Source organism: Candidatus Nanopelagicales bacterium, from assembly GCA_028687755.1.
Lineage (GTDB): Bacteria > Actinomycetota > Actinomycetes > S36-B12 > S36-B12 > UBA11398.
The window spans coordinates 72947-98432 of record JAQTZL010000007.1; the positions used below are offsets into that span (position 1 = coordinate 72947).

27 protein-coding genes are annotated in these 25486 nt (G+C 54.3%); 1 reads left to right on the forward strand and 26 read right to left on the reverse strand.

Annotation, left to right across the window (positions count from 1 at the left end):
- Positions 1-15: 15 nt before the first annotated feature.
- From dprA to rplS, 7 genes are all read right to left on the reverse strand, one after another.
- A complete protein-coding gene (gene dprA / locus PHN51_09425; GenBank protein MDD2818996.1) occupies positions 16-1107 on the reverse strand; it encodes a DNA-processing protein DprA in 1092 nt (363 codons plus the stop codon).
- Positions 1107-2621, reverse strand: a complete 1515-nt coding sequence (locus tag PHN51_09430) for a YifB family Mg chelatase-like AAA ATPase (protein MDD2818997.1) — start codon at positions 2619-2621, stop codon at positions 1107-1109. Before PHN51_09430 ends, dprA begins: the two co-directional genes overlap by 1 nt.
- Positions 2618-2974 carry a YraN family protein gene (locus PHN51_09435; GenBank protein ID MDD2818998.1) on the reverse strand — a complete coding sequence of 119 codons (357 nt, stop codon included), beginning with the start codon at positions 2972-2974 and terminating at the stop codon, positions 2618-2620. The genes PHN51_09430 and PHN51_09435 overlap by 4 nt, the downstream gene beginning before the upstream one ends.
- 100 nt (positions 2975-3074) lie before the next feature.
- Positions 3075-3743, reverse strand: a complete 669-nt coding sequence (locus PHN51_09440) for a ribonuclease HII (protein ID MDD2818999.1) — start codon at positions 3741-3743, stop codon at positions 3075-3077.
- A gap of 8 nt (positions 3744-3751) precedes the next feature.
- Complete coding sequence (lepB, locus tag PHN51_09445; GenBank protein ID MDD2819000.1) at positions 3752-4483, reverse strand: signal peptidase I; 732 nt, start codon at positions 4481-4483, stop codon at positions 3752-3754.
- On the reverse strand, positions 4480-5136 hold the full coding sequence (lepB, locus tag PHN51_09450; GenBank protein MDD2819001.1) for a signal peptidase I: 657 nt from the start codon (positions 5134-5136) through the stop codon (positions 4480-4482). Before lepB (PHN51_09450) ends, lepB (PHN51_09445) begins: the two co-directional genes overlap by 4 nt.
- Positions 5137-5146: 10 nt before the next feature.
- Entirely contained in the window at positions 5147-5515 is a 369-nt protein-coding gene (gene rplS / locus PHN51_09455; protein ID MDD2819002.1) for a 50S ribosomal protein L19, read from the reverse strand.
- A gap of 201 nt (positions 5516-5716) precedes the next feature.
- On the opposite strand from rplS, the gene pgm reads away from it, so the two are divergent.
- Positions 5717-7375, forward strand: a complete 1659-nt coding sequence (gene pgm / locus PHN51_09460) for a phosphoglucomutase (alpha-D-glucose-1,6-bisphosphate-dependent) (GenBank protein MDD2819003.1) — start codon at positions 5717-5719, stop codon at positions 7373-7375.
- Here pgm and trmD read toward each other — a convergent pair.
- The 19 genes from trmD to coaD all read right to left on the reverse strand — a co-directional run bounded on the left by trmD (position 7372) and on the right by coaD (position 25486).
- Entirely contained in the window at positions 7372-8073 is a 702-nt protein-coding gene (gene trmD / locus PHN51_09465; GenBank protein MDD2819004.1) for a tRNA (guanosine(37)-N1)-methyltransferase TrmD, read from the reverse strand. The genes pgm and trmD overlap by 4 nt on opposite strands.
- Before the next feature lie 2 nt (positions 8074-8075).
- The gene (gene rimM / locus PHN51_09470; GenBank protein ID MDD2819005.1) at positions 8076-8603 is read right to left on the reverse strand and encodes a ribosome maturation factor RimM; all 528 of its coding nucleotides are present in this window, start codon (positions 8601-8603) and stop codon (positions 8076-8078) included.
- 6 nt (positions 8604-8609) lie between these two features.
- Positions 8610-8849, reverse strand: coding sequence for an RNA-binding protein (locus PHN51_09475; protein ID MDD2819006.1), 240 nt, complete (start codon positions 8847-8849; stop codon positions 8610-8612).
- Positions 8849-9385 carry a 30S ribosomal protein S16 gene (gene rpsP / locus PHN51_09480; GenBank protein ID MDD2819007.1) on the reverse strand — a complete coding sequence of 179 codons (537 nt, stop codon included), beginning with the start codon at positions 9383-9385 and terminating at the stop codon, positions 8849-8851. The genes PHN51_09475 and rpsP overlap by 1 nt, the downstream gene beginning before the upstream one ends.
- Before the next feature lie 182 nt (positions 9386-9567).
- Positions 9568-11094, reverse strand: coding sequence for a signal recognition particle protein (ffh, locus tag PHN51_09485; protein MDD2819008.1), 1527 nt, complete (start codon positions 11092-11094; stop codon positions 9568-9570).
- 5 nt (positions 11095-11099) lie between these two features.
- Positions 11100-13439, reverse strand: coding sequence for a [protein-PII] uridylyltransferase (locus tag PHN51_09490; protein MDD2819009.1), 2340 nt, complete (start codon positions 13437-13439; stop codon positions 11100-11102).
- Between the two features lie 12 nt (positions 13440-13451).
- Positions 13452-13790, reverse strand: a complete 339-nt coding sequence (locus tag PHN51_09495) for a P-II family nitrogen regulator (protein MDD2819010.1) — start codon at positions 13788-13790, stop codon at positions 13452-13454.
- A 2-nt stretch (positions 13791-13792) separates the two neighbouring features.
- Complete coding sequence (locus PHN51_09500) at positions 13793-15106, reverse strand: ammonium transporter (protein MDD2819011.1); 1314 nt, start codon at positions 15104-15106, stop codon at positions 13793-13795.
- Positions 15107-15265: 159 nt separating this feature from the next.
- Positions 15266-15871, reverse strand: coding sequence for a TetR/AcrR family transcriptional regulator (locus tag PHN51_09505; GenBank protein MDD2819012.1), 606 nt, complete (start codon positions 15869-15871; stop codon positions 15266-15268).
- On the reverse strand, positions 15864-17063 hold the full coding sequence (gene ftsY / locus PHN51_09510; protein ID MDD2819013.1) for a signal recognition particle-docking protein FtsY: 1200 nt from the start codon (positions 17061-17063) through the stop codon (positions 15864-15866). The genes PHN51_09505 and ftsY overlap by 8 nt, the downstream gene beginning before the upstream one ends.
- Positions 17060-20614 carry a chromosome segregation protein SMC gene (smc, locus tag PHN51_09515; protein MDD2819014.1) on the reverse strand — a complete coding sequence of 1185 codons (3555 nt, stop codon included), beginning with the start codon at positions 20612-20614 and terminating at the stop codon, positions 17060-17062. The genes ftsY and smc overlap by 4 nt, the downstream gene beginning before the upstream one ends.
- Before the next feature lie 68 nt (positions 20615-20682).
- Positions 20683-21546, reverse strand: coding sequence for a bifunctional DNA-formamidopyrimidine glycosylase/DNA-(apurinic or apyrimidinic site) lyase (gene mutM / locus PHN51_09520; protein ID MDD2819015.1), 864 nt, complete (start codon positions 21544-21546; stop codon positions 20683-20685).
- Complete coding sequence (gene rnc, locus PHN51_09525) at positions 21539-22249, reverse strand: ribonuclease III (GenBank protein MDD2819016.1); 711 nt, start codon at positions 22247-22249, stop codon at positions 21539-21541. Before rnc ends, mutM begins: the two co-directional genes overlap by 8 nt.
- Positions 22246-22467, reverse strand: a complete 222-nt coding sequence (locus tag PHN51_09530) for a hypothetical protein (GenBank protein ID MDD2819017.1) — start codon at positions 22465-22467, stop codon at positions 22246-22248. The genes rnc and PHN51_09530 overlap by 4 nt, the downstream gene beginning before the upstream one ends.
- Positions 22467-23462, reverse strand: coding sequence for a hypothetical protein (locus PHN51_09535; protein ID MDD2819018.1), 996 nt, complete (start codon positions 23460-23462; stop codon positions 22467-22469). Before PHN51_09535 ends, PHN51_09530 begins: the two co-directional genes overlap by 1 nt.
- Before the next feature lie 7 nt (positions 23463-23469).
- Positions 23470-23643: a 50S ribosomal protein L32 gene (rpmF, locus tag PHN51_09540; protein ID MDD2819019.1), complete on the reverse strand. Its 174-nt coding sequence runs from the start codon at positions 23641-23643 to the stop codon at positions 23470-23472.
- 50 nt (positions 23644-23693) lie between these two features.
- Entirely contained in the window at positions 23694-24266 is a 573-nt protein-coding gene (locus PHN51_09545; protein ID MDD2819020.1) for a DUF177 domain-containing protein, read from the reverse strand.
- A gap of 124 nt (positions 24267-24390) precedes the next feature.
- Positions 24391-24906, reverse strand: a complete 516-nt coding sequence (locus PHN51_09550) for a hypothetical protein (GenBank protein MDD2819021.1) — start codon at positions 24904-24906, stop codon at positions 24391-24393.
- A gap of 94 nt (positions 24907-25000) precedes the next feature.
- Positions 25001-25486 (reverse strand): pantetheine-phosphate adenylyltransferase, encoded by a 486-nt coding sequence (gene coaD / locus PHN51_09555; GenBank protein ID MDD2819022.1) that lies wholly within the window; start codon positions 25484-25486, stop codon positions 25001-25003.

Genomic DNA, 25486 nt, shown 5'->3' on the forward strand with positions numbered 1-25486 from the left:
TGGGCGTAGAGCGGCTCAGGCGCGCACAAGCCGCCACACTTGCGCGTCTTGGTACACGAATCCCCCCACTTCAAGGAAACTCAAGGCGCTCAATACCTCGCGCAGTGAAAGCCCGGTAGCAATCATGAGGTCTTCAGCTGATTTGCCTTTTCGTATCGGAACGGCATCTAGGACCTGTTGTTGCTCGAATGAAAGTCCATCCATTGGGCGCTGTTCAGTTTCTTGCACGATCAGTGCCGTCTGTTGATCGCCAAGCATCGCTGCGACTTCACTCCAGTCGGACGCCAGTATTGCTTTGCCGTCATTGATGAGTTGATGGCAACCTGCCGACATTGGCGAGGTGATCGCACCGGGGACAGCAAACAGCGGGCGATTCACTTCGTTGACGAAATTTGCTGTGGACGTGGTGCCCGAACGTAAACCAGCTTCAACCACAACTGTGCCGCGACTCAAGGCAGCAATAATGCGATTGCGCGATAAGAAACGTTGACGCAATGCGGGCGACCCTGGTGGTGATTCAGAGATCAACAAACCACTATCGGCTATTGAAGCCAACAGCGATTCATGGGCACGTGGATATGACACATCAACCCCGCACGCCAAGACGCAAAGCGTGATGCCTTCAACAGAGAGCACTCCCTGATGCGCCGCACCATCAATACCCAGCGCGCCACCGGAAATCACCACCCATCCTTGATCACTGAAGCGCGCACTCCAGTCTCGAGCAATGAAATTTCCGTAGGGAGTACACAGGCGTGCACCAACAATGGAGATTGAACGCAGTGCAGCTAATCGCAAGTCGGGAGTGCCAACAACCCATAATGCGAAGGGGCGCTCATGTTTGAGGTCGTCGAGTTGGGTCGGCCATTCACTTGAATCGCGAAACACTAAACGTGCGCTAGTTCTATCAAGTTCACGTAATGCGGCAGAGAAAGAAAAAGCTCGAAGCCTTGCTTGCAATCCTTCGGTGTCGCGCTTAGGAACTAATCCTCGGCGTATTGCCTCAATACTTTCTATCGGCCCCACACGATCAATGAATAATTGGAGCTTCTCATCATGGGGTTCGATCACATGCGCCAGTACCAAGAGCGCTTCGTTGATGTCCATCAGTCAAAACTTTCCCCGCGCAGGGATAGCGCAAGTGCAATGTGCTCAGCTTGAATCTCTTCCACTCCATCAAGATCCGCGAGCGTCCAGGACATTCGTAAAACTCGGTCACTACCCCTCGGGTTAAGTCCAGCATTTTCAGCATCAGTCAGCAAATCCATCGCCTTGCCAGAAGGCGCATAACGCGTGCGCAAAGCATTGCCATGAGCTTGTGCATTCAGCACCCACGATTCACCACTCCATCGTTTAGCTGAACGTTCACGAGCCATCCGCACCCGTTGAGCGATTACTTCACTACTTTCAACCTCACGCACACGCATATGTGCCTTTGTTGGCCTTGAAAGCGTCAATCGAATATCGATGCGATCCATAAGCGGCCCTGACAACTTTTGCATGTATCTACGTTTCGACGCAGAGTCACATTTACAGTTGCTCCCTGTTCCTGTGGCTTTGCCACATGGACACGGATTGGCTGCAAGGAGTAGTTGAAACTGTGCGGGTGCGACGACGACTTGGCCTACGCGCATCAATGAAAGCGTGCCCAACTCCAACGGTTGCCTCATACCTTCAAGACAAGGCCGCGCAAATTCTGGAGCTTCATCGAGAAAGAGCACACCGTGATTAGCCAAACTCAACGCACCTGGCTGTAACACCCCGCCGCGCACCGATCCGACCATCGCTCCCGCTGAAATGGAATGGTGCGGAGCGACTAACGGTGGTCGCCGAATTAAACCTTGACCCTGACCTATGCGCCCAGCAAGCGAATGCAATGACGTGACATCGAGCGCTTGCTGATGCGTGAGATCAGGAAGAATGCTGACGAATCGTTGAGCCAGCATGGTTTTACCAACGCCGGGCTCACCAATCATCGCAAGGTGGTGACCACCTGCAGCAGCAACTTCAAGAGCGAACCGTGATTGTTCATGCCCGCGCACTTCATCAAAATTGCCGAGCTGATTTAGGACAGTGCAGCTGTCTGCAACGTGTACGTGAACGCCAACATCTTTGCCCGCAAGCACCTGAGCAACATGTTGCAGATTTCGCACGGCAACGACTTCGAGCCCTTCGATCTCACATAATTCCCGAGCATTTTCCACACTGGCCATGATGCGTGTGACACCGTGTCGATGAGCAGCGATACCCACAGCTAGCGCACCTGAGACAGGTTTGATGACGCCGTCAAGCCCCAGCTCCCCTACGAACGAGCTCTCTAGACCCCCTGCGGGTAACTGACCTGAAGCTACGAGAATCCCCACGGCAATCGGGAGATCTAAGGAAGTTCCCGTTTTAGGTAGATCGGCAGGGCTCAGACCAATAGTGATTCGCGAATTTGGCCATGTGAATCCTGAATTAACAATCGCGGATCGCGCGCGCCAGCGCGACTCAGCAACAGAGGCTTGCGCCAGCCCGACAACACCAACCGTAGGCAATCCTTGTGCGACGTCAACCTCAACTCGCACCATCACTCCACTGACGCCTGAGGGGACTGCACCCCACACTTGAGCCAGGCTCATGACAAATTCCGTAGATGCTCAACTACTGGGCCACCCCAGGCAGGTTGCGTGACACTCACTAAATCGATTCGTACATCAGGGATGTACACATGGTGCGCCTCCAGCCATCGATAGGCCAAACCACGAAGCCGCCGTAACTTACGAGGAGTGATGGCTTCTGCCGGCGTACCGATCTGATTGGAGCTGCGGGTTTTCACTTCACAAATAACTAAAGTGCCTGCATCTCTGGCCACGATGTCGATCTCGCCTGCGTTGCATCGCCAATTGCGTTCCAAGATGTGCATGCCTGCCTGCAGTAAGAACTGCTCAGCAAGGTCTTCGCCATATTTGCCTAAAGCTTGATTTCGTCGCATGTCGACCTCCCACAACCAATGTGGGATAAAGGCACCCGAGTTGCCAACGACTCAAGTCAATCTGTGGACAGGATCCACAAACATCTAAGGCTGGGGATAACTAGTGTTCACCCAGTCCAGGAAGCTTCCAACTACGGCGATGTTCTGCGCAGGCTCCATGCTCACCTAGCGCCGCAATATGACCTGGTGATGCGTATCCCTTGTTGTCTTCCCAACCATAGGCAGGATGCTCACTGGACAACTTCACCATGATCGAGTCTCGCTCAACTTTTGCCAGCACACTGGCTGCAGCAACGGATACACACGTTCGATCAGCTTTCACCTTTGTGATGACAGGCGGAACATCGCTCAACACATCACTGCCTAATTCGAGAAAAGACGACTGCTCGGGTGGCGTAAACCAATCATGACTGCCATCAAGCAGCACAACATCGGGTTCCACTGTTAATTGACGAAAGGCTCGATGACCAGCCAATCGCAAAGCGCCAATAATCCCGAAGTCATCAATTTCTTGAGGGCTTGCATGACCAACTGCGCACTCAACAGCCCACTGCCGAATCTTGGGAATGAACGCATTGCGCACTGCCGGAGATAACTCTTTGCTGTCGCGAACACCTTGAAGTGAATTGCGTACTGAACTATCAATAACGACGATGCCAACGCTCACCGGTCCAGCAAGCGAACCTCGGCCAACTTCATCTATTGCAGCAAGGCGGGTGTACCCATCTTTCAAAAGTCCACGTTCGACACGAAGAGTTGGGCCAGTCATCGAAAGCGCTATTGAGTCGAGATCGTAGTTTGGTTATTCAATGCGGGATTGCCAAAAGTTTCCGGAATCGGCAACGTGGTGAATCGATTGATTGGCCACAGCACGACAAATGCGCGACCTACAACGTTGTCAACTGGTACACCACCGCTGTTGACTTCAAGGTGATAACGCGAGTCACGCGAATTTCCACGGTTGTCGCCCATCACAAAGATTGAATCCTTGGGAACGGTGACATCGAACGGAATCTGATTGGTCGGCTGAACAACATACGGTTCATCTAGCGGCACGTCATTCAACACAATTCGTTGTTGAGCGTCGCAGCACACCACGTGATCTCCAGCGATACCGATCGCACGCTTAACAAGATCACTGCCACTATCACTAGGGACTAGACCAATGAAGGTCATCAAGGTGTTGATCGTTCCCCGCAGACCCGTTGGGCCAGGTTCAGGAGCCCCGAGCCAGCCACCTGGATCGCGGAACACCACAACCTCGCCCCGCGAAATTGCGCCGAAGTGCGTCGTGATCTTGGAAGCAACGATGCGGTCGTTGGGCATCAATGTGTTTTCCATTGATTCACTCGGCACATAAAACGCCTGAACCAGAAATGCGCGCACAAGAGCCGACAAGACAAGAGCGCTCACCACGATGACGCCAAATTCACGAACACCGGCAAGGAATCCAGACTTCTTAGATTCCCTGGGTGCTACTACATCATCAATCTGCTCGTCGGTGCTCACTGAGCCACCTTTGCATACGAATCAGGGATTGCCACGCTGCCCCAGTGAGCCGGTGGCCACACAACGGCCATCACTCGACCTACAACCTTTGACGTTGACACCATTCCACCACCCGGATCACCGAGGTGGGCACGCGAATCAGCACTGTTTGACCGGTGGTCACCCATCACCCAAAGCTTGCTTTCAGGAACGACGGCATCGAAGGCGACAGCACTGGGCACATCACCTGGAAACAGATAAGGCTCCTCTAGTGGCTTTCCATTAATGAGCAACCTGCCTTGAACGTCACAACACTGCACATGGTCGCCAGCAACACCCACAACACGCTTCACAAAATCGCTGCCATCGGGTGACACCACACCCAGTGCCTGACCAAGATTGACGAACAAAGCCGAAAGTGGATCGCGAGTTGGAACTGAACTTGCCGGCACGAATGAATCTGTTCCGTCAAAGACCACAACATCGCCCCGCTCAATTGGGCGCGAGTGATAAACCAAACGATTCACAACAACGCGATCACCAATATTGAGCGTGTTCTCCATCGATCCCGATGGAATTGAAAATGGTTTCGCAATAAATGCGGAAACAAGTAATACCAATGCAACCGCACCCAACAGGGTCAGTGGCAGATCCCACCGAGAATGTTTGGGCACAGCGCGAGGACTAGTCCTCTGACTTGGTAGGTGCGTTGTCGCGCTTCTCGCGGATCTTGGCCTTCTTGCCACGAAGATCGCGGAGGTAGTAAAGCTTGGCGCGACGCACATCGCCACGGCTCACCACTTCGATCTTTTCAATGATCGGAGTGTGCAGTGGGAACTTACGCTCAACACCGGTGCCGTATGACACCTTGCGGACCGTGAAAGTCTCGCCGATTCCTGAACCAGAAATGCCGATCACAACGCCCTGGAAAAGCTGGACACGAGTCTTATTGCCTTCAACGACCTTGACGTGCACCTTGAGGGTGTCGCCGGCGCGAAATGCTGGGATGTCGGTGCGCAGGCTGGCTGCGTCAACAATGTCGAGCGTCTTCATGATCATTCACTTCCTGCAGGAGCCACAGGTCTCCCACGGTGGGGTTAGAGGAAATTGCTACCCATGCATCCGAGTCCCCTGTGGCAGAGCACCGGCGCGGTGGGCTCCAGAAGTGTGCCACAACTGGGCTCCAGACCCCAACTCGCCTCACGGCTTGGCCCCTTGCAAGGCTAGGGCCCATCACTCATTGAGGGGAATGCCATGAGCCTGCATCCACGAGCTGGTCAGATCGCCCAAAACGGCGACTTAGCCCTGATCCCCAATTTGATCACGGCGTATTACACGATGCACCCCAATGTCACAGATCCATCCCAGCAAGTCGCCTTTGGCACCTCCGGTCATCGCGGCAGCGCCTTGGCCTCGTCATTCAATGAAGACCACATTGCTGCAATTGCCCAGGCTATTTGCGACCACCGAGCCACCAAAGGCATCGCAGGCCCTCTCTACATGGGCAGTGACCCTCACGCCCTCAGTGCTCCAGCATGGTCGACAGCTATTGGGGTGTTCGCCGCCAATGGCGTGAAGGTGACGGTAGATGCTGAATTCAATTCCGGAATGGGTCACACCCCAACGCCAGCTATTTCCTTGGCGATCCTGATGCACAACAAAGCGCTATCTGCCAATGACCCCGCTCGAGCTGATGGCGTCGTGATCACCCCATCACATAACCCTCCAAAGGACGGTGGCTTCAAATACAACCCACCTCATGGCGGGCCTGCAGGTTCTGACATCACCACCGACATCCAAAACCGCGCTAATGCCTACCTTGCTACTGGGTTGCAAGGTGTGAAAACCATGCATGTGCGATCAGCAATCGCTGCTTCTACTACTGGATTTATTAACTATCGCGAGTTGTATGTCAACGAACTCAAGAATGTCATCGACATGGATGCCATCCGTGGAGCAAATATCCGCATTGCAGCTGATCCACTCGGCGGCGCAAGCGTTGATTACTGGCCACTCATTGCGTCGACTTACGGCATCGACATCACCATTGTGCATCCATACGTTGACCCAACGTGGTCGTTTATGACTTTGGATTGGGATGGGCAGATTCGCATGGACTGTTCCTCGCCACATGCCATGGCTTCACTTATTGATAATCGCTCGAAGTTCGACATTGCAACAGGCAACGACGCCGATTCAGATCGACACGGCATTGTCACACCTGATGGCCTGATGAATCCAAATCATTACCTGGCAGTGAGCATCGACTATTTGTTTAATCATCGCGATGCTTGGTCACCAAATTCTGGTATCGGAAAAACTGTCGTGAGCTCGAGCATGATTGATCGCGTTGCAACGTCACTTGGCCGGCCACTCTTAGAAGTACCCGTTGGATTTAAGTGGTTCGTTGATGGACTTGTTGACGGCAGCCTTGGCTTTGGAGGAGAAGAAAGTGCTGGCGCATCCTTCCTGCGCCGAAATGGCGACGTTTGGACCACAGACAAAGATGGAATTATTGCCGCACTGCTCGCATCAGAAATGCTCGCTGTCACCGGCGTTTCACCTTCACAGCGCTATCTGGAATTAACTGAACAATTTGGCAATCCGGTCTATGAGCGCATCGATGCCCCTGCTACTCGCGAACAAAAAGCCACCCTTGGCAAGTTGGCACCAACCGATGTCACCGCGACAGAGCTTGCAGGTGAAGCAATCACTTCCATTCTGACAAATGCGCCAGGCAATGGTGCAGCAATCGGCGGGCTCAAGGTCACGACAGAGAACGGCTGGTTTGCTGCACGACCGTCAGGCACTGAAGATGTGTACAAGATCTACGCAGAATCATTTCTTGGGGCCGAACATCTCTCTGCGATCCAAAGCCAAGCCCAGACCTTGGTGAACAACACAATCGATTAAAGGTCTGGTCGCATTTCATCCGTGCGTGCCTGCGCTTGTTCACGGCGCCAATGGGCGATTTTTCCGTGATGACCACTCATCAGGACTTCAGGTACTTGAATTCCACGCCACTGTTGGGGTTTGGTGAAAACGGGACCTTCGACAAGTGCGCCATCGTCTGTTAGCGAGAATGAATCGTCGAGCGCACTGATCTGATTTCCCAGCACTCCTGGAATAAGTCGCCCAACTGCTTCAACGATCACCATCGCAGCAACTTCACCACCGGCGAGTACGTAGTCACCGATGGTTACTTCAGCAACACCATTCCAGTCATCTCGAGTTGCGTAGTGCTGCATCACTCGTGAATCAATGCCCTCGTATCGACCACATGCAAAAACTAACCATGGCTCTTGGCTCCAGCTCTGCGCCAACGGTTGGGTAAACCGTGCACCCGAAGGTGTCGGTACTACCAGCTTTGGATTCTCCTCGCCGGTGGCGCGAATCTCATCCAGGGCCAATCCCCAAGGCTCGGCCAACATCACCATCCCCGGGCCACCGCCATAGGGCGTGTCATCAACCGTGTTATGACGGTCATTGGTCCACTCCCGCAGGTCATGCAGTCGTAAATCGATGAGACCCGTCTCAACTGCTTTGCCGATCAATGAAAGTTTGAGTGGAGCGAGGTATTCAGGAAAAATTGAAACAATGTCGATACGCATAACTACTTCGCGATTTCAGTTTCGAGATCTTCAAGTAATCCAGGTGGTGGATCTACCACGATGCGCTTTGCTACCACGTCAACTGTCGGCACAAACTGCCCGATGAATGGAATCAACACTTCCGAAGTGTCTGCTCGCGTGACACTCAACATGTCTTGGCTTGGTAAGTGCACCACTTCAGTTACTAATCCAACGACGCTGCCATCAAGTAATTCAACCTGGCAACCCTCAAGTTGATCGTCATAAAACTCATCGGGATCTTCAGGAAGTTCTGTTGGATCACGATCGATTTCCAGCAAGGTGTTTCGCAGAGATTCAGCCCACGTTCGGTCGTGGATGCCTTCGAACTTGATCAACAACCGGCCGGAATGCCAATGGACCGCTTCAACCGTTAAGAGTTGAAGCGGTCCATCAATAACAAACTGTGCGCCAGGAGCGAATCGCAGATCTGGTTCGTCAGTACGAGGTTCAACGGTTACTTGACCGCGAATCCCGTGTGGCTTACCGATGCGTCCGACAACAACGCGCATGGTCAGTTAGCGCTCAGCTACGTCGAGGAAGTCGATACGCACACCTCGGCCGCCATTGAGGGCAGCCAAGACATTGCGAAGCGCGGTTGCTGTGCGACCGCCACGACCAATGACGCGTCCCATGTCTTCTGGATTCACACTTACATTGAGTGTGGTTCCGCGACGTTGGGACTTTTCTGAAACGTTGACATCCTCAGGATGATCAACGATGCCACGCACGAGGTGGCCTAAGGCCTCTTCGAGCATTAGGCCGAAGTCTCTTCTGCAGCAACTTCTTCAGCTACAACTTCAGCTGTTGTTTCAGCAACTTCTGCCTCAACAACTGCTTCGACTACAGCCTCTGCGACTGCCTCTTCTGCAACAACCTCAGCTGTGACTACTTCAGCCACAACTTCAACGGGTGTTTCCAACTTTGGCTTCTTCACGAGCTTTGGCTCGTTCGCTGCTTCTGCAACCGCGGCTTCGTACACCGAAAGCTTGTTGACCTTTGGAGGAGCAACCTGAAGGGTTCCTTCGCTACCTGGAAGGCCCTTGAACTTCTGCCAGTCACCGGTGACCTTGAGGATGGCTTCTACTGCTGGGGTTGGAAGTGCTCCAACACCGAGCCAGTACTGCACACGCTCACTCTTCACCTGAATGATGCTTGGGTTTTGCAGTGGCTGGTAGATGCCGATCTCTTCGATTGCGCGACCGTTACGTGCGGTGCGTGAGTCAGCAACAACAATGCGGTACTGCGGTGCATGGGTCTTACCCAAGCGCTTCAACTTGATCTTTACGGCCACGGCGGGCTTATCTCCTGTTGTGTAAGGCGGTACAAGTTCACATCTGCGTGGGGACACGTCAGTGAACGAAAACCTTGCGGACTGCTGAGCCTTGGGTTGAGAGGGTCCCTCGGTTCAACAAGTGCTGGCATAGTCTGCCAGATCCTTGGCCCAACCCCGACCACGGCTACCCATACGGGCAGTTACTGGCCTAGGAGCTTCTTCAGCTCTGGTGGCAACGATCCCAAATCTGGTGGGGTCAATTCGCCCGAATCGCCCTCAATAGGACCCAAGCCAGCCCGCTTTGCAGGATTTCCGCTGCGACCTTTGGCGCCCTTGGCTGCTTTTTGCTGCTTGGGCATTTTGCCTTTGGACTTCTTGCCACCGCCCATGCCAAAACCTGGCATTCCTGGCATGGCTGGCATCCCGCCCTTGCCCATCTGCTTCATCATTACTTGAGCTTGGGCAAATCGCTCCATCAACGAGTTGACCTCATGGACCTGTGTTCCAGAGCCTTTGGCAATGCGAGCTCGACGCGAACCATTGAGCACCTTTGGATCCTGGCGTTCTGCCGGCGTCATCGACTGAATGATCGCAGCGACTCGATCGAGATCCTTATCGTTGACCTGATCGAGTTGAGCCTTCATCTCGCCCATACCCGGCAGCATGCCTAGAACCTTGCCCAGCGACCCCATCTTTTTGACTGCCTGCATCTGTTCAAGGAAATCGTCAAGGGTGAAGCTCTCCCCCTTGGCAACCTTGGCAGCCATGCGCTCGGTCTGCTCGGCATCAAAGGCGCGTTCAGCTTGCTCAATAAGGGTGAGTACGTCTCCCATATCCAGAATGCGACTTGCCATGCGCTCTGGATGGAAGGTTTCAAAATCTTCAAGTTTTTCGCCGGTAGAGGCGAACATGATTGGCGCACCGGTGACGTTCTTAACTGACAGAGCCGCACCGCCGCGCGCATCACCGTCAAGCTTGGTGAGCACCACTCCGTCGAAGCCGACACTGTTCATGAACTCTTGCGCAACGCGAACTGCGTCTTGTCCGATCATTGCGTCGACGACGAACAACACTTCATCAGGATTAGCAGCAGCTTTCACCTGACGCAATTGCTCCATCAATTCAGCGTCAATAGCCAGACGGCCTGCGGTGTCAACGATGACTACATCATGAAGTTTTTGTTCTGCGAAGACTCGCGCGTCACGGGTGACTTTGACCGGATCGCCTACGCCACTGCCCGGCTCGGGTGCGAACACAGGAACACCCGCGCGTTCCCCAATGACCTTGAGCTGATCAACGGCGTTTGGCCGCTGCAAGTCCGCGGCCACCAACATTGGCGTGTGGCCTTCACGCTTTAACTGCACTGCTAATTTTCCAGCAAGTGTGGTCTTGCCAGCACCTTGAAGCCCAGCCAACAAAATCACGGTTGGAGGATTCTTTGCGAAGCGAATCGTTCGCGTTTCACCGCCAAGGATCGCCACTAACTCTTCGTGAACAATCTTGACAACTTCTTGCGCAGGGTTTAGCGCGCCAGATGCGGATGCTTCAAGTGCACGGGTTTTTACAGACGCACAGAATTCACGAACGACTGGAAGAGCGACGTCAGCTTCCAACAGCGCAATGCGAATTTCGCGAACGGTTGCATCAACATCAGCTTCAGATAGGCGACCTTTACCGCGCAGACCTTTGAAAGTCGCCGATAGTCGGTCAGATAGGTTGCCAAACACAGGACTCAGGGTAACGGCTGCAGCAATTCGCCCATCACGGTCACCTTGACCGCGGCCGCATGCTGCTCACTCAGAGGATTTCCTTGGCGATCTACGAGGAAAAAGACGTCAACCGCGTCAGAACCCAGCGTAGAAACCCTCGCCCCCGTAATGGCGGCATCCGTAGAGGCTATTGCCCGAGTAACGCGGTACAACAGGCCTGGGGCATCGTGTGCGCGCACCTCAAGAATTGAGGTGTGCTCTGAGGCATTTTCGATTATGTCCACGACAGGAGCGGCGGCTTGCACTGTTGGTCGATATGCCTCATCGCGCTTGCGTAGGCGTTCGGCAATGTCGAATTTTCCGTCGATGGCTTTACGTAACTGCTCTGTGAGTCGGTCCATCTGAGGTAACTCACCAAATATCGGGTGCACATTCCATACCTGCACGGCACGATCGCCAACGGTCATCACTTTGGCTGCCCGTACTTCAAGCTGATGAACAGCGAGAACGCCAGCAACCGTCGCTAACAGACCGATGCGATCAGGTGCCACCAAAGTCAGCTCATGACCATCGGCTACTTCATTCATCACAACCCAAACACCTGGCTGATCGATTGCAATTCGTTGGTCATCTGTCAGTTGGGGTTGTTCCGGAAGCGGGCGACCCGCAATCGCAGCATGCGTGCGTTTCACGAGATCTTTGATCAAACTTTGTCGCCACGTGCTCCACATCGCTGACCCAGTAGCAATTGAATCCGCTTCAGTTAATGCCGCTAAAAGATCCAAAGTCTGCGAATCCATGATTCGTTCGGTCACGAATGCAACGGTTGCCGGATCATCAAGATCACGCCGAGTTGCTGTTTCAGCAAGAAGTAAGTGATGCCGTACCAATGTCACCACTATCGCTATGTCATCTGATTGAAATCCCATACCCTGCAATACACCTTGGACTAGCTGCGCACCCACATCACTGTGGTCACCATCGCGCGCCTTACCAAAATCATGAAACAGAGCAGCCAAAAGTAAGAGATCTGGTCGATCAACTTTGCGCGTGAGCGCACTTGCCTGAATCACGCATTCAACCAAGTGTCGATCTACTGTGTATTTGTGCAAGGCATTGCGTTGCGGAGCTGACCGAAGCACGCTCCAGCCCGGAATCAGGGAACTGATTGCATCAACTTGATCGAGCGCTTCCCACACTGGCAAGGTGGCCGAACCTGCGCCAAGCAATGAAAGAAAGTCATCACGCGCTGATTGATTCCATGGCAACGCCAGCAACGGACCTTCATGTGCGAGACGTGAAACTGCATGGGGCGCCAGAGGTATGCCTGCCTGTGCTGCAGCCGCAGCAGCTCGCAAGAGGAGTCCTGGGTCCTTTTCTGGTCGCGCTTCGATTGCAAGTACGGCTTCACCTGATTCAATGACCACACCGTCGGTGAGTGGAACTCGCTCAGCACTACCCTTCTTGAACACTCGCAATCCAGGTCGACTCGTACGCATCGTTAATCGCTGCACTCGATGCCAGGTGGTATCCGATGTATACGCGATTATTCGTGCAGCGGTGTAGACCTGCCGCAAGAGCTCATCTGCATCACTGAGCCCCATGACTTCGGCAACCGCATCTTGTTCTTGCAACAACAAACGATCACTATTTCGTTGCGTGACTTGGTGCAAGGCATCACGTACATCTTGAAGGAACGTAATTCCTTCTTGCCACTGCATCTGTGTGACATCGGTAATCCATGATGCGGAAAGAGCGCGTAGAACTGTTGCTTCTCGAAGGCCGCCATACGCCTCTTTGAGGTCTGGCTCAAGCATGTTGGCCAACTCACCGAACCGTTCTCGGCGTTGATCGACGAGCGCTCGTAGATCACCAACACGTTTAGCGGCCGTTGCCCGCCAGTCTGCATAAATCGCCTTCTTCAGTTGCTCGGCGATGACTGGGTCCCCGGCAACTACGCGCATATCAAGGAGTCCAAGAATTACTTTGATGTCTTCACTTGCAAGCCTGCGGGCCTCTGCCACCGTGCGCACACTGTGATCAAGAGACAAACCTGAATCCCAAATCGGATACCAAAGTTCTTGTGCAATCGCTGCTGCTCGACGGGGATCGATCCGATGCAAGAGCACCAAATCCAAATCAGAGCCCGGAGCAAGATCTTTACGTCCGTGGCCACCTACAGCCACTAAACACACACCGTCAGCGAGCGGGTGTGAAGCGGAAAAAACTTCTGCTAGCCAAGAGTCTGTGAGATCAGTTAATTCCGTGCGACGCCCTGGACCAAATGGCCCAGGGCGTCGCACGATGGCATTTCGTGCACTGATGAACTCTTCGCTATTGAATGGTTCATCGGCGTTTTTCATTTGCCTATTGAATTACAGAGCGTCCGCGCCGCGTTCGCCGGTACGTACTCGCACAACGGACTCGACTGAGGAAACCCAGACCTTGCCGTCACCAATACGTCCAGTTTGCGCTGCGCCAACAATGGCATCGACCACTCGGTCTGCATCAGCATCGTCAACAACGACTTCAATGCGGACCTTTGGAACGAGGTCGACGGTGTATTCCGCACCGCGGTAAACCTCGGTGTGACCACGCTGGCGACCAAACCCACTTGCCTCTGAGACTGTGAGGCCGTGGATCCCGGCTGCTTCGAGTGCGACTTTTACATCTTCAAGCTTGAACGGCTTGATGATCGCTGTAATGAGCTTCATGATTAGTTCTCCTCACCGCGTGCTGCCAAGTGACCATGACCCATGCCCGCAAAGACACCGCCACCGCCGCTATCGCCGAACTCGTATGCCGATTCAGCATGTTCTGCCAAGTCAACGCCCGTGATTTCATCTTCTTCTGTGACGCGGAAGCCCAGGGTGAACTTAATTGCGTAACCGAGGATGAATGCCACGATGAGTGAGTAGGCAAGTACTGCGAACGCACCAACCGCCTGCTTGCCGAGCTGGTCAGCTCCGCCGCCGTAGAACAAGCCATTGACTGCTGCTGGAGCTGCGTCGGTGGCCAGGAACCCAATAAGCAGTGTTCCAACAATGCCACCAACAAGGTGGACTCCGACTACGTCGAGCGAGTCATCGAACTTGAAGAGGTACTTCAAGCCAACCGCCAAAGCACACACAACGCCGGCGATGATGCCGATGATGATTGCACCGATCGGGGTTACCGCTGAACAAGCAGGAGTGATTGCAACCAAGCCTGCAACGATGCCTGATGCGGCACCAAGTGAAGTTGCGTGTCCGTCACGAATCTTTTCAACAACCAACCAGCCAATGGCTGCTGCGCACGTTGCGATGAAGGTGTTGTAGAACACCACTGCTGAAGTGTTGTTCGCTGCGAGTGCTGATCCTGCGTTGAATCCAAACCAACCGAACCAAAGCAGGCCTGCACCGATCATTACCAATGTGAGGTTATGAGGCTTCATTGGCTGCTTTGGCCAACCGATTCGGCGACCCAAGACGATTGCAAGAGCAAGTGCCGCAGCTCCTGCGTTGATGTGCACCGCGGTGCCACCGGCGAAGTCGATCACGCCAAGCTTGAAGATCCAGCCACTTGATGCCCAAACCCAGTGAGCTACTGGGAAGTACACGAGTGTTGCCCAAAGTGCAGCAAAGAGCATCCAAGGCCAAAAACGAGCGCGGTCTGCAATTGCGCCAGCGATCAGACCAACAGTGATGCATGCGAACATCGCTTGGAAGGCTACGAACGCCATCGCGGGATAGGTCGCTTCTGGGTTATCAGTGATGAGTGACGTCAACCCAATGTTGTCAGAGACGTTGCCTAGCCACTCGTTATCCGTGGTACCAGCCGCATCCGTACCGAATGCCATGCCGTAACCAAAGAATGTCCATAGGACGCCAACGATGAACAACGCGCCCATGACCATCATGAGCATGTTCAGCACTGACTTTTGCCGAACCATGCCTCCATAAAAGAAAGCGAGGCCGGGGATCATTAACAACACCAAAGCCGCTGAGGTCAGCAGCCAGGCGGTGTTGCCTGTATCTAACGCCGATTTCATTTCCAGTCTCCTTTCGAACCACGGAATGTGGCCGGTCGCGTATGTCGACAAGGAGCAGACTGACGTGCAGAGGTTTCCCGGAGTGGCGCGAATGATTACCGTCGCGTCACGAAATCACGACTTAAGTAACGTCTGTGTTAACGAATTGAAGAATCTGGCTCAAACGCGAGTATTTGCAAGCGTGGAATACACCATCGTCGACCACATATCAGCCAAGCGGTGCCGCTGATCATCGTCCATCTGCTCAGGGGACATAGCTGTTGCACCCAAAATCATGCCTAGAGCGATAACGCCGAGCGTCTCGGCTTCCTTACGGTTAAGTACCACACCATCAAAATTCAAAATTGCTTCGGCCATCGCAGTAACCAATTCATAGCGGGCTTGATCAATGCGTTCCGCGATACCTGGATTCATCCGAGCGTGTGCAAGTGCTTCCAGACGCGCCCAACGTACTTGGTCGCGTTCCGCACTAAAAATATCTTTGGCTTGCTCTCGAATTGCAATTCGTAACAACTCAAGATCTGTAGGAAAGTGTGCAATCGCGGCTAGGTCAGTTGCAACCAGACCTTTAAAGATACGCGCATACGCTTCCGCAACCAAATCTTCACGATCGATGAAGTATTTGTAAATGAGCGCCGCGCTGACATCGGCTTCCTTGCAAATATCGGCGATGCGCACCTCATTGCCCGCGTTGAGGCAGGCTTCTGTTGCTATCAGCAGCCGTTCACGACCGGCTGGGCGTACTGCTGCTCCGGTCTTACCCATGAATAATCGCCTCCACAAACTCAACCGCGTCAAAGGGGGCTAGGTCATCAGGGCCTTCGCCCAGACCAACCAACTTGACCGGTACTCCGAGTTCGCGCTGCACCGCGACCACAATTCCACCTCGAGCGGTGCCATCCAATTTGGTCAACACAACCCCAGTGACATCAACCACTTCAGCAAATACCCGCGCTTGAACCAAACCATTTTGGCCAGTGGTTGCATCGAGTACTAATAATACTTCGTCAACAGGCGATTGCTTTTCGATGACTCGCTTCACCTTGCCAAGTTCATCCATCAGGCCAGTTTTAGTATGCAATCGACCTGCAGTATCGATCACTGCGGTGTCGAGCTCGGCTTCTATGGCTGTCGTAACCGCATCAAAAGCCACTGCGGCCGGATCTCCCCCTTCAGGTCCACGCACGACAGGAGCACCCACAAGATCACCCCAAGTTTGCAACTGCTCAGCTGCTGCAGCGCGGAAGGTATCGGCTGCAGCCAACAATACCGTTTGATCCTCAGCAATGAGCAAACGCGCTAACTTGCCGGTGGTGGTGGTCTTGCCGGTTCCATTCACGCCAACAACCAGAACCACCGCTGGCCGACCTTCCACCTTGGTGTTCAGGGTGCGATCGAGATTTGGATTGACCAGCTCAAGCAGACTTGTACGTAGCAATTCAGTGAGTCGCTCTTGGGAAGGATGACCCTCCACTTGCACTGCTGTACGCAAAGTTTCCAACAGTTCCATCGTGGGTGCAACGCCAAGATCCGCAGCCAGCAGCGTCTCTTCGATTTCGTCCCAGGTGTCTGCATCGAGATTATCGCGGCCGAGTAAGCCAAGAAGGCCTTTACCAATTGCGTTATTGGAGCGAGCAAGGCGTGCGCGCAGACGATGCATGCGACCGACCGCAGAATCTGGGATTTCAAACCCAAGTACGGCTTCTTCATTTGCTGGAGCTTGCGTTTCAACGACAAGGTCAGGAACAACATTTAGTGCATCAGAAATGACGATCTGATCAATTGTTTGACGAGGTGTATCCCGGGGAATTGAATCATCATCACCAACACCAGGTGCGTAATCGATTCCTGGACGAGGTTGCTGCTTGTGGGTCGAATTCTTGCGAGCAACAAAGATGCCGACTACCGCAATCAGAACAACGATGACCGCTAACGCGATCCAGACTTGAGCACTCATGATGCAGTTGCAGACTCACGCAAACGTTGGCCAATCACCTGTGTCACACCATCGCCACGCATCGAGACGCCGTAGAGCGCGTCCGCGATTTCCATCGTGCGCTTTTGGTGAGTAATGACGATGAGCTGCGAACTATCGCGCAGTTCTTCAATGATGTCGATCAAGCGACCAAGGTTGACATCGTCGAGCGCTGCTTCAACTTCGTCAAGCACATAGAACGGTGAGGGGCGAGCCTTGAACAGTGCCACCAAGAACGCGACTGCGGTTAGCGAGCGTTCACCACCTGAGAGCAGCGACAAGCGCTTCACCTTCTTGCCAGGTGGGCGTGCTTCCACATCCACACCCGTGGTGAGCATGTTGCTTGGATCCGTGAGAATCAAGCGGCCTTCGCCGCCGGGGAATAGGCGACTAAAGACACCTTCGAATTCGCGTTCAATTTCGGTGTACGCCTCGGTAAAGACCTGCTCAACTCGAGCATCAACCTCTTTGACGATGTCCAAGAGGTCATCGCGTGTGCGGCGCAAGTCATCGAGCTGCTCAGAGAGGAAACGATGACGCTCTTCCATCGCGTTGAACTCTTCAAGCGCAAGTGGGTTGACCTTGCCCAATAAGGCCAAGCCGCGCTCAGCTTCTTTGAGTCTCTTTTCTTGTTCAACGCGAACGAATGGGTATGGCTGTGGCTCAGGAGCATCCTCGGGAACTTCATCGCCGGGAACAACCAAGCTCGGTGGAACCATCTGATCTGGACCATATTCAGCAGTGAGCACATCGGCTTCAATGCCAAATTCTTCCATCGCACGATCAACCACTTGCTCAATACGCATGCGTTGTTCAGCACGCGCGACCTCATCGCGATGGACCGAATCCTTGAGGAGATCAAACTCTGCAGCGAGTTCGCGAATTTTGGCGCGAACTCCTACCAATGATTCATCGCGTTCCTTGCGCTGCTTCTCAGCCAGAGCGCGGTCTGCGCTTGCTTGAGCAACTGAACTCTCAATACGTGAGAGCGCAGCTTTCGCCCCGCTCAGCACTGCTTGAGCAGTCACAAGATCGCGCGCACGTTGTTCACGGCGCTGTATTGCTGCCACTCGCGCTTCCCGTTCAGCATTTGCTGCGCGCTCTAACTGCTCAGCACGAATACCAACGGCTGTTACTCGCTCTTCACCTGTACGCAATGACAACCGTGCATCCACCTCGGCTTGGCGAGCCGCCTTGGCTGCCTCCGCAAAGACTTCACGCTGATCGTCGCCAACTTCGACTTCAGGTTCTTCTTGGGCTGCAGCCAACCGCTGTTGCAATTGCTCATGGTTAGTTACATCGGTGCCGTGGGCTACTTCAGCAGCGGTCAAGGTTGCAGTAAGCCGATCAGCTTCAGCGCCAGCAGCACGCGCAACCTGACCCAACTGACCCAACTGTTCAGCAACTGCTGCCATGCGAGCATCTGATTCGTGCAATCCACTCAGTGCCTGCTCAACTGCAGCAGCAGCGGTTTCTTGAACCTGCTTGGCTGCAACCATGTCGAATCGCGCGCGTTCAGCACTATGAACTGCCTGCTGAAGCGCCGCATCAGTTTCGTCGTAAGCAGCCTGGACTTCCAACAAACTCAACGTGCTCTGTGAGCCACCATGGACAACGTCACGCGAGAACACATCGCCAGCAGGTGTGACAAACACCAAATCTGAATGTTGTTGCGATTGCTCCGCAGCGATATCAACTGATTCAACAAGAACTGCGCCAACTAATAAGCGATCAACAACAGAGGTCAGCGCTTCATCACAACGAACACGATCACGAAGCCACACTCCTGCAGGAGCGACGTTTCGATCCGACGCAGGCGCGTTGAATCCATCATTGGCAACAACGAGAGCTGCACGACCAGCGTCTTGTTGCTTCAACAACACCAAAGAACTCACTGCTGCTTGAACTCCACGAACCACAACAGCATCAGCAAGGTCGCCCAGCACTGCGGCTACCGCTGCTTCTGCCCCATGTTCGATCTGAAGTTGCTTGGCCAGTGGGCCGACAAATCCAGGAACTTGATCGGCAGCGGCAACAAGTGCTCCACCTGCATCTTTACGAGTCAAGGACATTGACAATGCTTCGAGACGAGCGCTCAGGGCAGCGCGTTCACGCTCACTGGTCGATTCGATGCCACGCAAACGCTCCACTTCTGCATCGGCAGCAATAAGTGCCGCCTCAGCGCGATCATGATGTTCATCGAGGCCAACTTCACCTTCATCAAGCCCAGCAACCTGCACCTCAATAGCCTGGAAGTCGGCCTGAGCCTTTTCTCCACGTGATGTCGCTTCACGAATTGATTCTCGTAGGCGTTCGAGTTCGTGGGTACGTGCTTCAACTCGAGAAGCTGCCGCATGAACTTGTCCAGTAAGACGAACCAGAGCCTCGCGGCGTTCTGCTGCTGCCTTTTGTACAGCGGCAACGCGACGCTCTTCTGCTGTGAAAGCTTCTTCTGCCTGCTGACGAGCTGCTGTGGCACCCGAAAGACCATCGCGGGAAGCTTCAACTTCACGGCTTAGTTCGAATTCTTTTGCACGAAGGCTACGAGCTTCAGCATCGAGTTGCTCTGGATCGCGCCCCGGGTTTTCATCCTCAGCTTCTGGCTGCAAGTTACGCACGCGCTCAGTACTGAGTTGCACTAAACCTACGAAGCGTTCACGCAATCCGCTCAGCGAGAACCAGGTTTCCTGGGCCGCTTCTAAGCGTGGTGCCTGCTCAAGAGTTTGCGCCTCAGTTGTGGTTTCTTTTTCGCGCAAAGAAGCCAACGCTGTTTCGACTTCATTTTGACGCGAACGCAAAGCTGACTCATCCGCGACTTCAGCAGCAAGGGCTTGACGCATTTGCACAAGGTCATCTGCCATCAAACGCAACCGAGCATCGCGTGCGTCCGTTTGAATCACGACTGCGCGACGAGCAACTTCCGCCTGACGGCCAAGTGGCTTCAACTGACGGCGCAACTCGGTGGTGAGGTCATTCAAACGCGTGAGATTGGCTTCCATGGAATCCAACTTGCGCAACGCTTTTTCCTTGCGGCGGCGGTGCTTCAGCACACCTGCAGCTTCTTCAATAAGACCGCGACGTTCTTCAGGGGTGGCACGCAGCACGGTGTCGAGCTGGCCTTGACCAACAATGACGTGCATTTCGCGACCAATACCTGAGTCACTCAGGAGCTCTTGGACATCAAGCAAGCGGCATGGAGCACCATTGATGGAGTATTCAGAACCGCCGTTGCGGAACAGGGTTCGCGCGATCGTGACTTCGGTGTAATCAATAGGCAAAGCGCCATCTGAGTTATCGATCGTCAAGGAAACCTCAGCACGCCCAAGCGGAGCACGGCCGGCAGTTCCGGAGAAGATGACGTCTTCCATCTTGCCGCCACGAAGACTCTTGGCACCCTGCTCACCCATGACCCAAGCCAAGGCATCGACCACATTGGACTTGCCTGAGCCGTTTGGACCCACCACACAGGTGACGCCAGGCTCGAAATGCATGGTTGTGGAAGACGCGAAGGACTTGAAGCCCTTCAGGGTCATGCTCTTGAGATGCACAATTCTCCGGGTCGCTGGGGCGGGGGAAGTGCGCCATTGACAGTGAGGTGACTCTACCGCTCGGCTACCTTGGTTGGTCGCTGACACCTCGGGCAAGAAAAGCTCGACCGGTTCATAAATTTTTCCCTCACGATTGAGGCTGCGCAGCGTGGGCACGGGAATCCCTCTTGGCCGTAGGCATTCAAGGCACGACTGAAGTAGCCCGATTCACCATTGACGTTTACATAAAGGGAGTCAAAACTGGTGCCGCCCTGCGCCAAGGCCTGCTTCATCACCTCCGTGGCCTGATCCAGCAGGTGGGTGAGCTTGGCCTTGGACAGGCTGCTGGCCAGTGTCGTTCCGTGGATTTTGGCCCTCCAGAGGGCCTCGTCGGCATAAATATTGCCAATCCCAGAAACCAACGCTTGGTCCAGCAGCACCCGCTTGATGGCAATGTCCTTGCGTCGGATCGCACTCACAACGCCGTCATGATCAAAATCAGGGTCAAGCGGATCACGAGCTATATGCGCAACCTGAACAGGAACGTTGCCTCCGCCTGAGTCCGGCACCAAAGCATCGGTGTGCATGCCGCCAAAGGTGCGCTGGTCAACAAAACGCAACTGCGGACCCTCGTCGGCAAAAGTGATGCGCACGCGCATGTGCTTTTCTGATTGAGCTGTCGCTGGCTGCATCAATAGTTGCCCACTCATCCCCAAATGCACGACCAGCGCCGTTGGCTCTCCCAGCAGGGGCAGCCACAAATATTTACCGCGTCGCGAAGCACAACGAAAACTTTGACCAATGAGTTCACCAGCTAACTCATCGACCTGCCTACGCACCGCACGCGGATGCAACACCTCAACGCCGGAAATTTCACGTTGCGTGGCCCATGAATCAACGCCTCGTCGAACAACTTCGACCTCGGGTAGCTCAGGCATGATGAACGAGCGCGCGATAGGCCGCTTCTGCTGCCTGCTGTTCAGCAATCTTTTTTGAGCGCCCAACACCGGTTCCCAGAACCTGACCGCCAACGATCACACGAGCTGCAAATTCTTTTTCATGGTCGGGCCCTGAGTCTTCAACGAGATACTCCGGCAATCCTTGATCAGCTGCTGCAGCCGCTTCTTGCAGCGAAGTTTTCCAATCAAGTCCCGCACCTAGATCCGCTGACGCAGTGATCAAAGGATCAAAGATGCGATGAACGAAATTACCTGCGCCATCGAGACCTTGAGTCAGGTACATCGCGCCAATAACGGCTTCCATGCTGTCGGCAAGGATTGATGACTTGTCATCACCGCCTGTTGTGACTTCACCTCGACCTAACAAAATGAACGATCCCAAACCGATCGCACGAGCAACATCGGCCAAAGCGCGAGCATTGACAACAGCAGCACGAATTTTTGCGAGCTGACCTTCCGCCAGATCAGGGAATCGTCGGTACAACTCATCAGTGACAACGATTCCTAACACTGAGTCGCCGAGGAATTCCAAGCGTTCATTGTGTGGAATACCGCCTTGTTCATAAGCATAAGAACGGTGAATCAACGCAAGATGCAAGAGTTCATCAGAGACGTTGACGCCAAGCTCTTCCCGCAAATTCGCTAACTGTTCTTTGCGCTCAATTGAAATGGCCTCACTCATACCGCACTCTCCCCCAGGACTGAAACAAGTTCGCCTACCGTGGTCGATGCGCTCAACTGCGGATCGGTGAGAGCAACACCTGTTGATTCTTTCAAGGCCATTGCGATGAGAGGTGCGTAATCGTTCCAGTTACCTAATGATGAAAGTGGCGTATCTGCACGCAGTAACACGTCTCTGCCAAACACGCGATTAAACGCTTCTTGTACTGCGATAAGCATTACAGATCTGCCATTGCAGTGCGAATGTTGCCAATAAGGTCATGCTCTACTGCGCGACGCGCAAGTTCAACACAACCAATAACTTGGGCCGCTGTACCAGCTCCGTGTCCAACAACGGTGACACCTTCAACTCCCAGCAGGAGTCCGCCGGCAAAGTCACCTGCGGCAGCGGATCTAATCACTCCGCGAGCTGGCCCTGAATCACCGTACGCAACACCGATTTGGTGTGCAGCCCATGCGGCAGCACCTTCAATACTCTTCAGCACGATATTTCCAGTGAACCCATCAGTGACGATGACTTCAGCGCGATTTCCGCGCGTGACATCAAAACCTTCAACAGGGCCGACATAGGTCAATCCGTGGGCTGGCAATATCGATGCAAGATGCGCATCTGTTTCAACGCGTAGCTCGTCACCTTTGCCAGATTCTGAACCGATAGTCAGCAGACCAACGCGTGGATGCTCAATACCTACAGCAACAGCAAAGGCATGACCAGCGATAGAGAACTGTTCAAGGGCTCCAACGGAACCGGTGGTGGTTGCTCCAACATCAAGGAGCACTACCGGGGACGCTAAAGCAGGAACGAGAACTGCAAGGGCTGGACGTTGCATCCCTTGAATTCGTCCGAGAGTCAAAACCGCGGAAGCAACGGACGCTCCGGTGTGACCAACCGAAACCCAAGCGTCAGCGATGCCATCGCGGACCGCTCGGGCAGCCACCACAACAGTGGTCTCCGCACTCTCGCGTTGCGCGTCTTCACGCACTACTTCAAGTGGACTTGCATCCATGCTGACCCCGCAGGTGGCAGGCAGCAGAGTCACGCGATTGACGTCGACACCGCGCGCATTTAATTGATCGCGCGCCAGATCGACAGGACCTACAAGGACAAGCCGAAGGCCTGTATTTGCGGCATTGGACAGCAGCGTGGCTGCCGCATCCGCAACGACTCCAGGAGCCCCATCTCCGCCAAGGAGATCTAGGGCAACTGTGGTCATGTGGGTATTAGACGTCCAGGACGCGGCGCTTGGCGTACGTGCCACATGTTGGGCATGCAGTGTGTGCAAGACGCTTTGACTGGCAGCGTGTGCAGGTCACGAGGTTGGGAACAGTGGTTTTCCACTGTGAACGACGGTGACGGGTGTTGGCTCGCGAAGTCTTGCGCTTTGGTACTGGCACGGTCTTTCCTCTTTCGGTTGTTACGTTCTCTTACGGGCACCGGCGGTCGGCTAGCCCTCTTGTGGGTCTACGAGGCCGGCAAGAGCCGACCATCGTGGATCAACGGCTTGGTGCTCATGGCCTGGATGATCGTCAAGCTTGATTCCACATTCGGAACACAAACCTGCACAACTCTCCGAGCACAGCGGCGCCATCGGCAGCGCTAACACCACAGAGTCCCGCAACGTCGGCTCGAGATCGATTAAATCTCCATCGAGCGTTGGCAACGGATCCTCGTCACCCTCGGGCTCCTCGACAACCGCGCCCCGGGAATCCGTGGCGGGATAGGCGAACAGCTCGCTGATGTCGACCGCTTCCTCCCAGGTCAGTGGATCCAGACAACGCGAGCATTCCGCGCTAATTTCTAGCTCCACCTCACCGCTCACCAAGACGCCTTCCATCACTGCTTCGAGACGAAGGTCCATCTCGATCGGTGAATCTGGCGTGACCTTGGCCATCGCAACGCCCATATCCCCAGGTGCGGGAACCGTCCGGGTGAACTCGACCATTGATCCAGGCCTGCGTTGCAGACCGAGTGCGTGCGTGTCGAGCACAAGCGCACTGCGTGGATCCAGGCTGGTCACTGCTCCCCTTTTGGGATTAATCAGCGGCTTGGTTGCCGTTGACCATCAGGGCCTCGCGAGAGGCTGACGGGCAAGAGTACCCGGTCGGGCCCCATTGCCCCAAGTTCGGTGGAGTTGAGCGGCGTTACTGCTGGTCGTCGTAGAAGCCACCACCGAAGTCGGCCTCGACTTGGGCCTCAGGTGCCAGTTCTTGATACATCTGGCCGCGAAGGCGTTCACGACCCCGATCCACAGTTTGGAGTGTCTTTTGGAGGGTGATTTCGAAGGTGGCCAGCTTGGCATCGATGTAATCGTCAGTTTCCCGACGCATCGTTGCTGTTTCTTCATCTACTGCTCCGCGGATTGCCTCAGCTTCAGCCACGGCAGCCAGGTACACCTCGTGCTCAGCGACCATGCGATCAGCTTCGCCACGAGCACGCTCAAGGATGCGATCAGCCTCGCGGCGTCCGTCTTGAACAACAGCTTCACGATCAGCAAGGAGCTCATCGGCGCGATAGACCGACTCAGGCAGGAGCTGACGAACCTCTTCAATGAGGTCGAGCACTTGCTGACGATTCACGATGCAAGATGCCGAAAGTGGCATGGCTTTGGCATCTTCAATGACAACGGCGAGTTCTTCTAACCGGTCCTGCAGATCCACGACCACTCCCTACACATACGCACAACAGTTGCCCAAGGGCACCTCACCTGCTGTGTTCAGCACCTACCGTCTCACGAAGTGGCGAAAACTCCCGTTATTTCTTGTTCTCGGCAATGCGCGTCAGGAGGCGTTCTTGAACTGAACCTGGCAGGAGCCCATTGATGTCGCCTCCATAGGTAGCGACTTCCTTGATCAAACTTGAGGAGAGGTAGCTGTAAACAGGATTCGTGGATACGAACAGGGTTTCAATTTCTGTCAGCCGATAATTCATTTGAGCCATCTGAAGTTCGTAATCGAAGTCAGTTACTGCTCGCAGGCCCTTCACAATGGCTTGCACATCATTGGCCTTGCAGTAATCCACGAGCAGCCCCATGAACGAATCAACGCGAATATTGGGGTACGGCGCTACAACCTCACGCAACATCTCCATGCGTTCATCGATGGTGAAGGTGCCACTTTTGTTCTTGTTGATGGCAACCACGATCACCACTTCGTCAGCCAATTTTGAAGCACGTGCGAACACATCAAGGTGCCCATTGGTCACGGGATCAAACGACCCTGGGCAAACTGCTCTACGCAC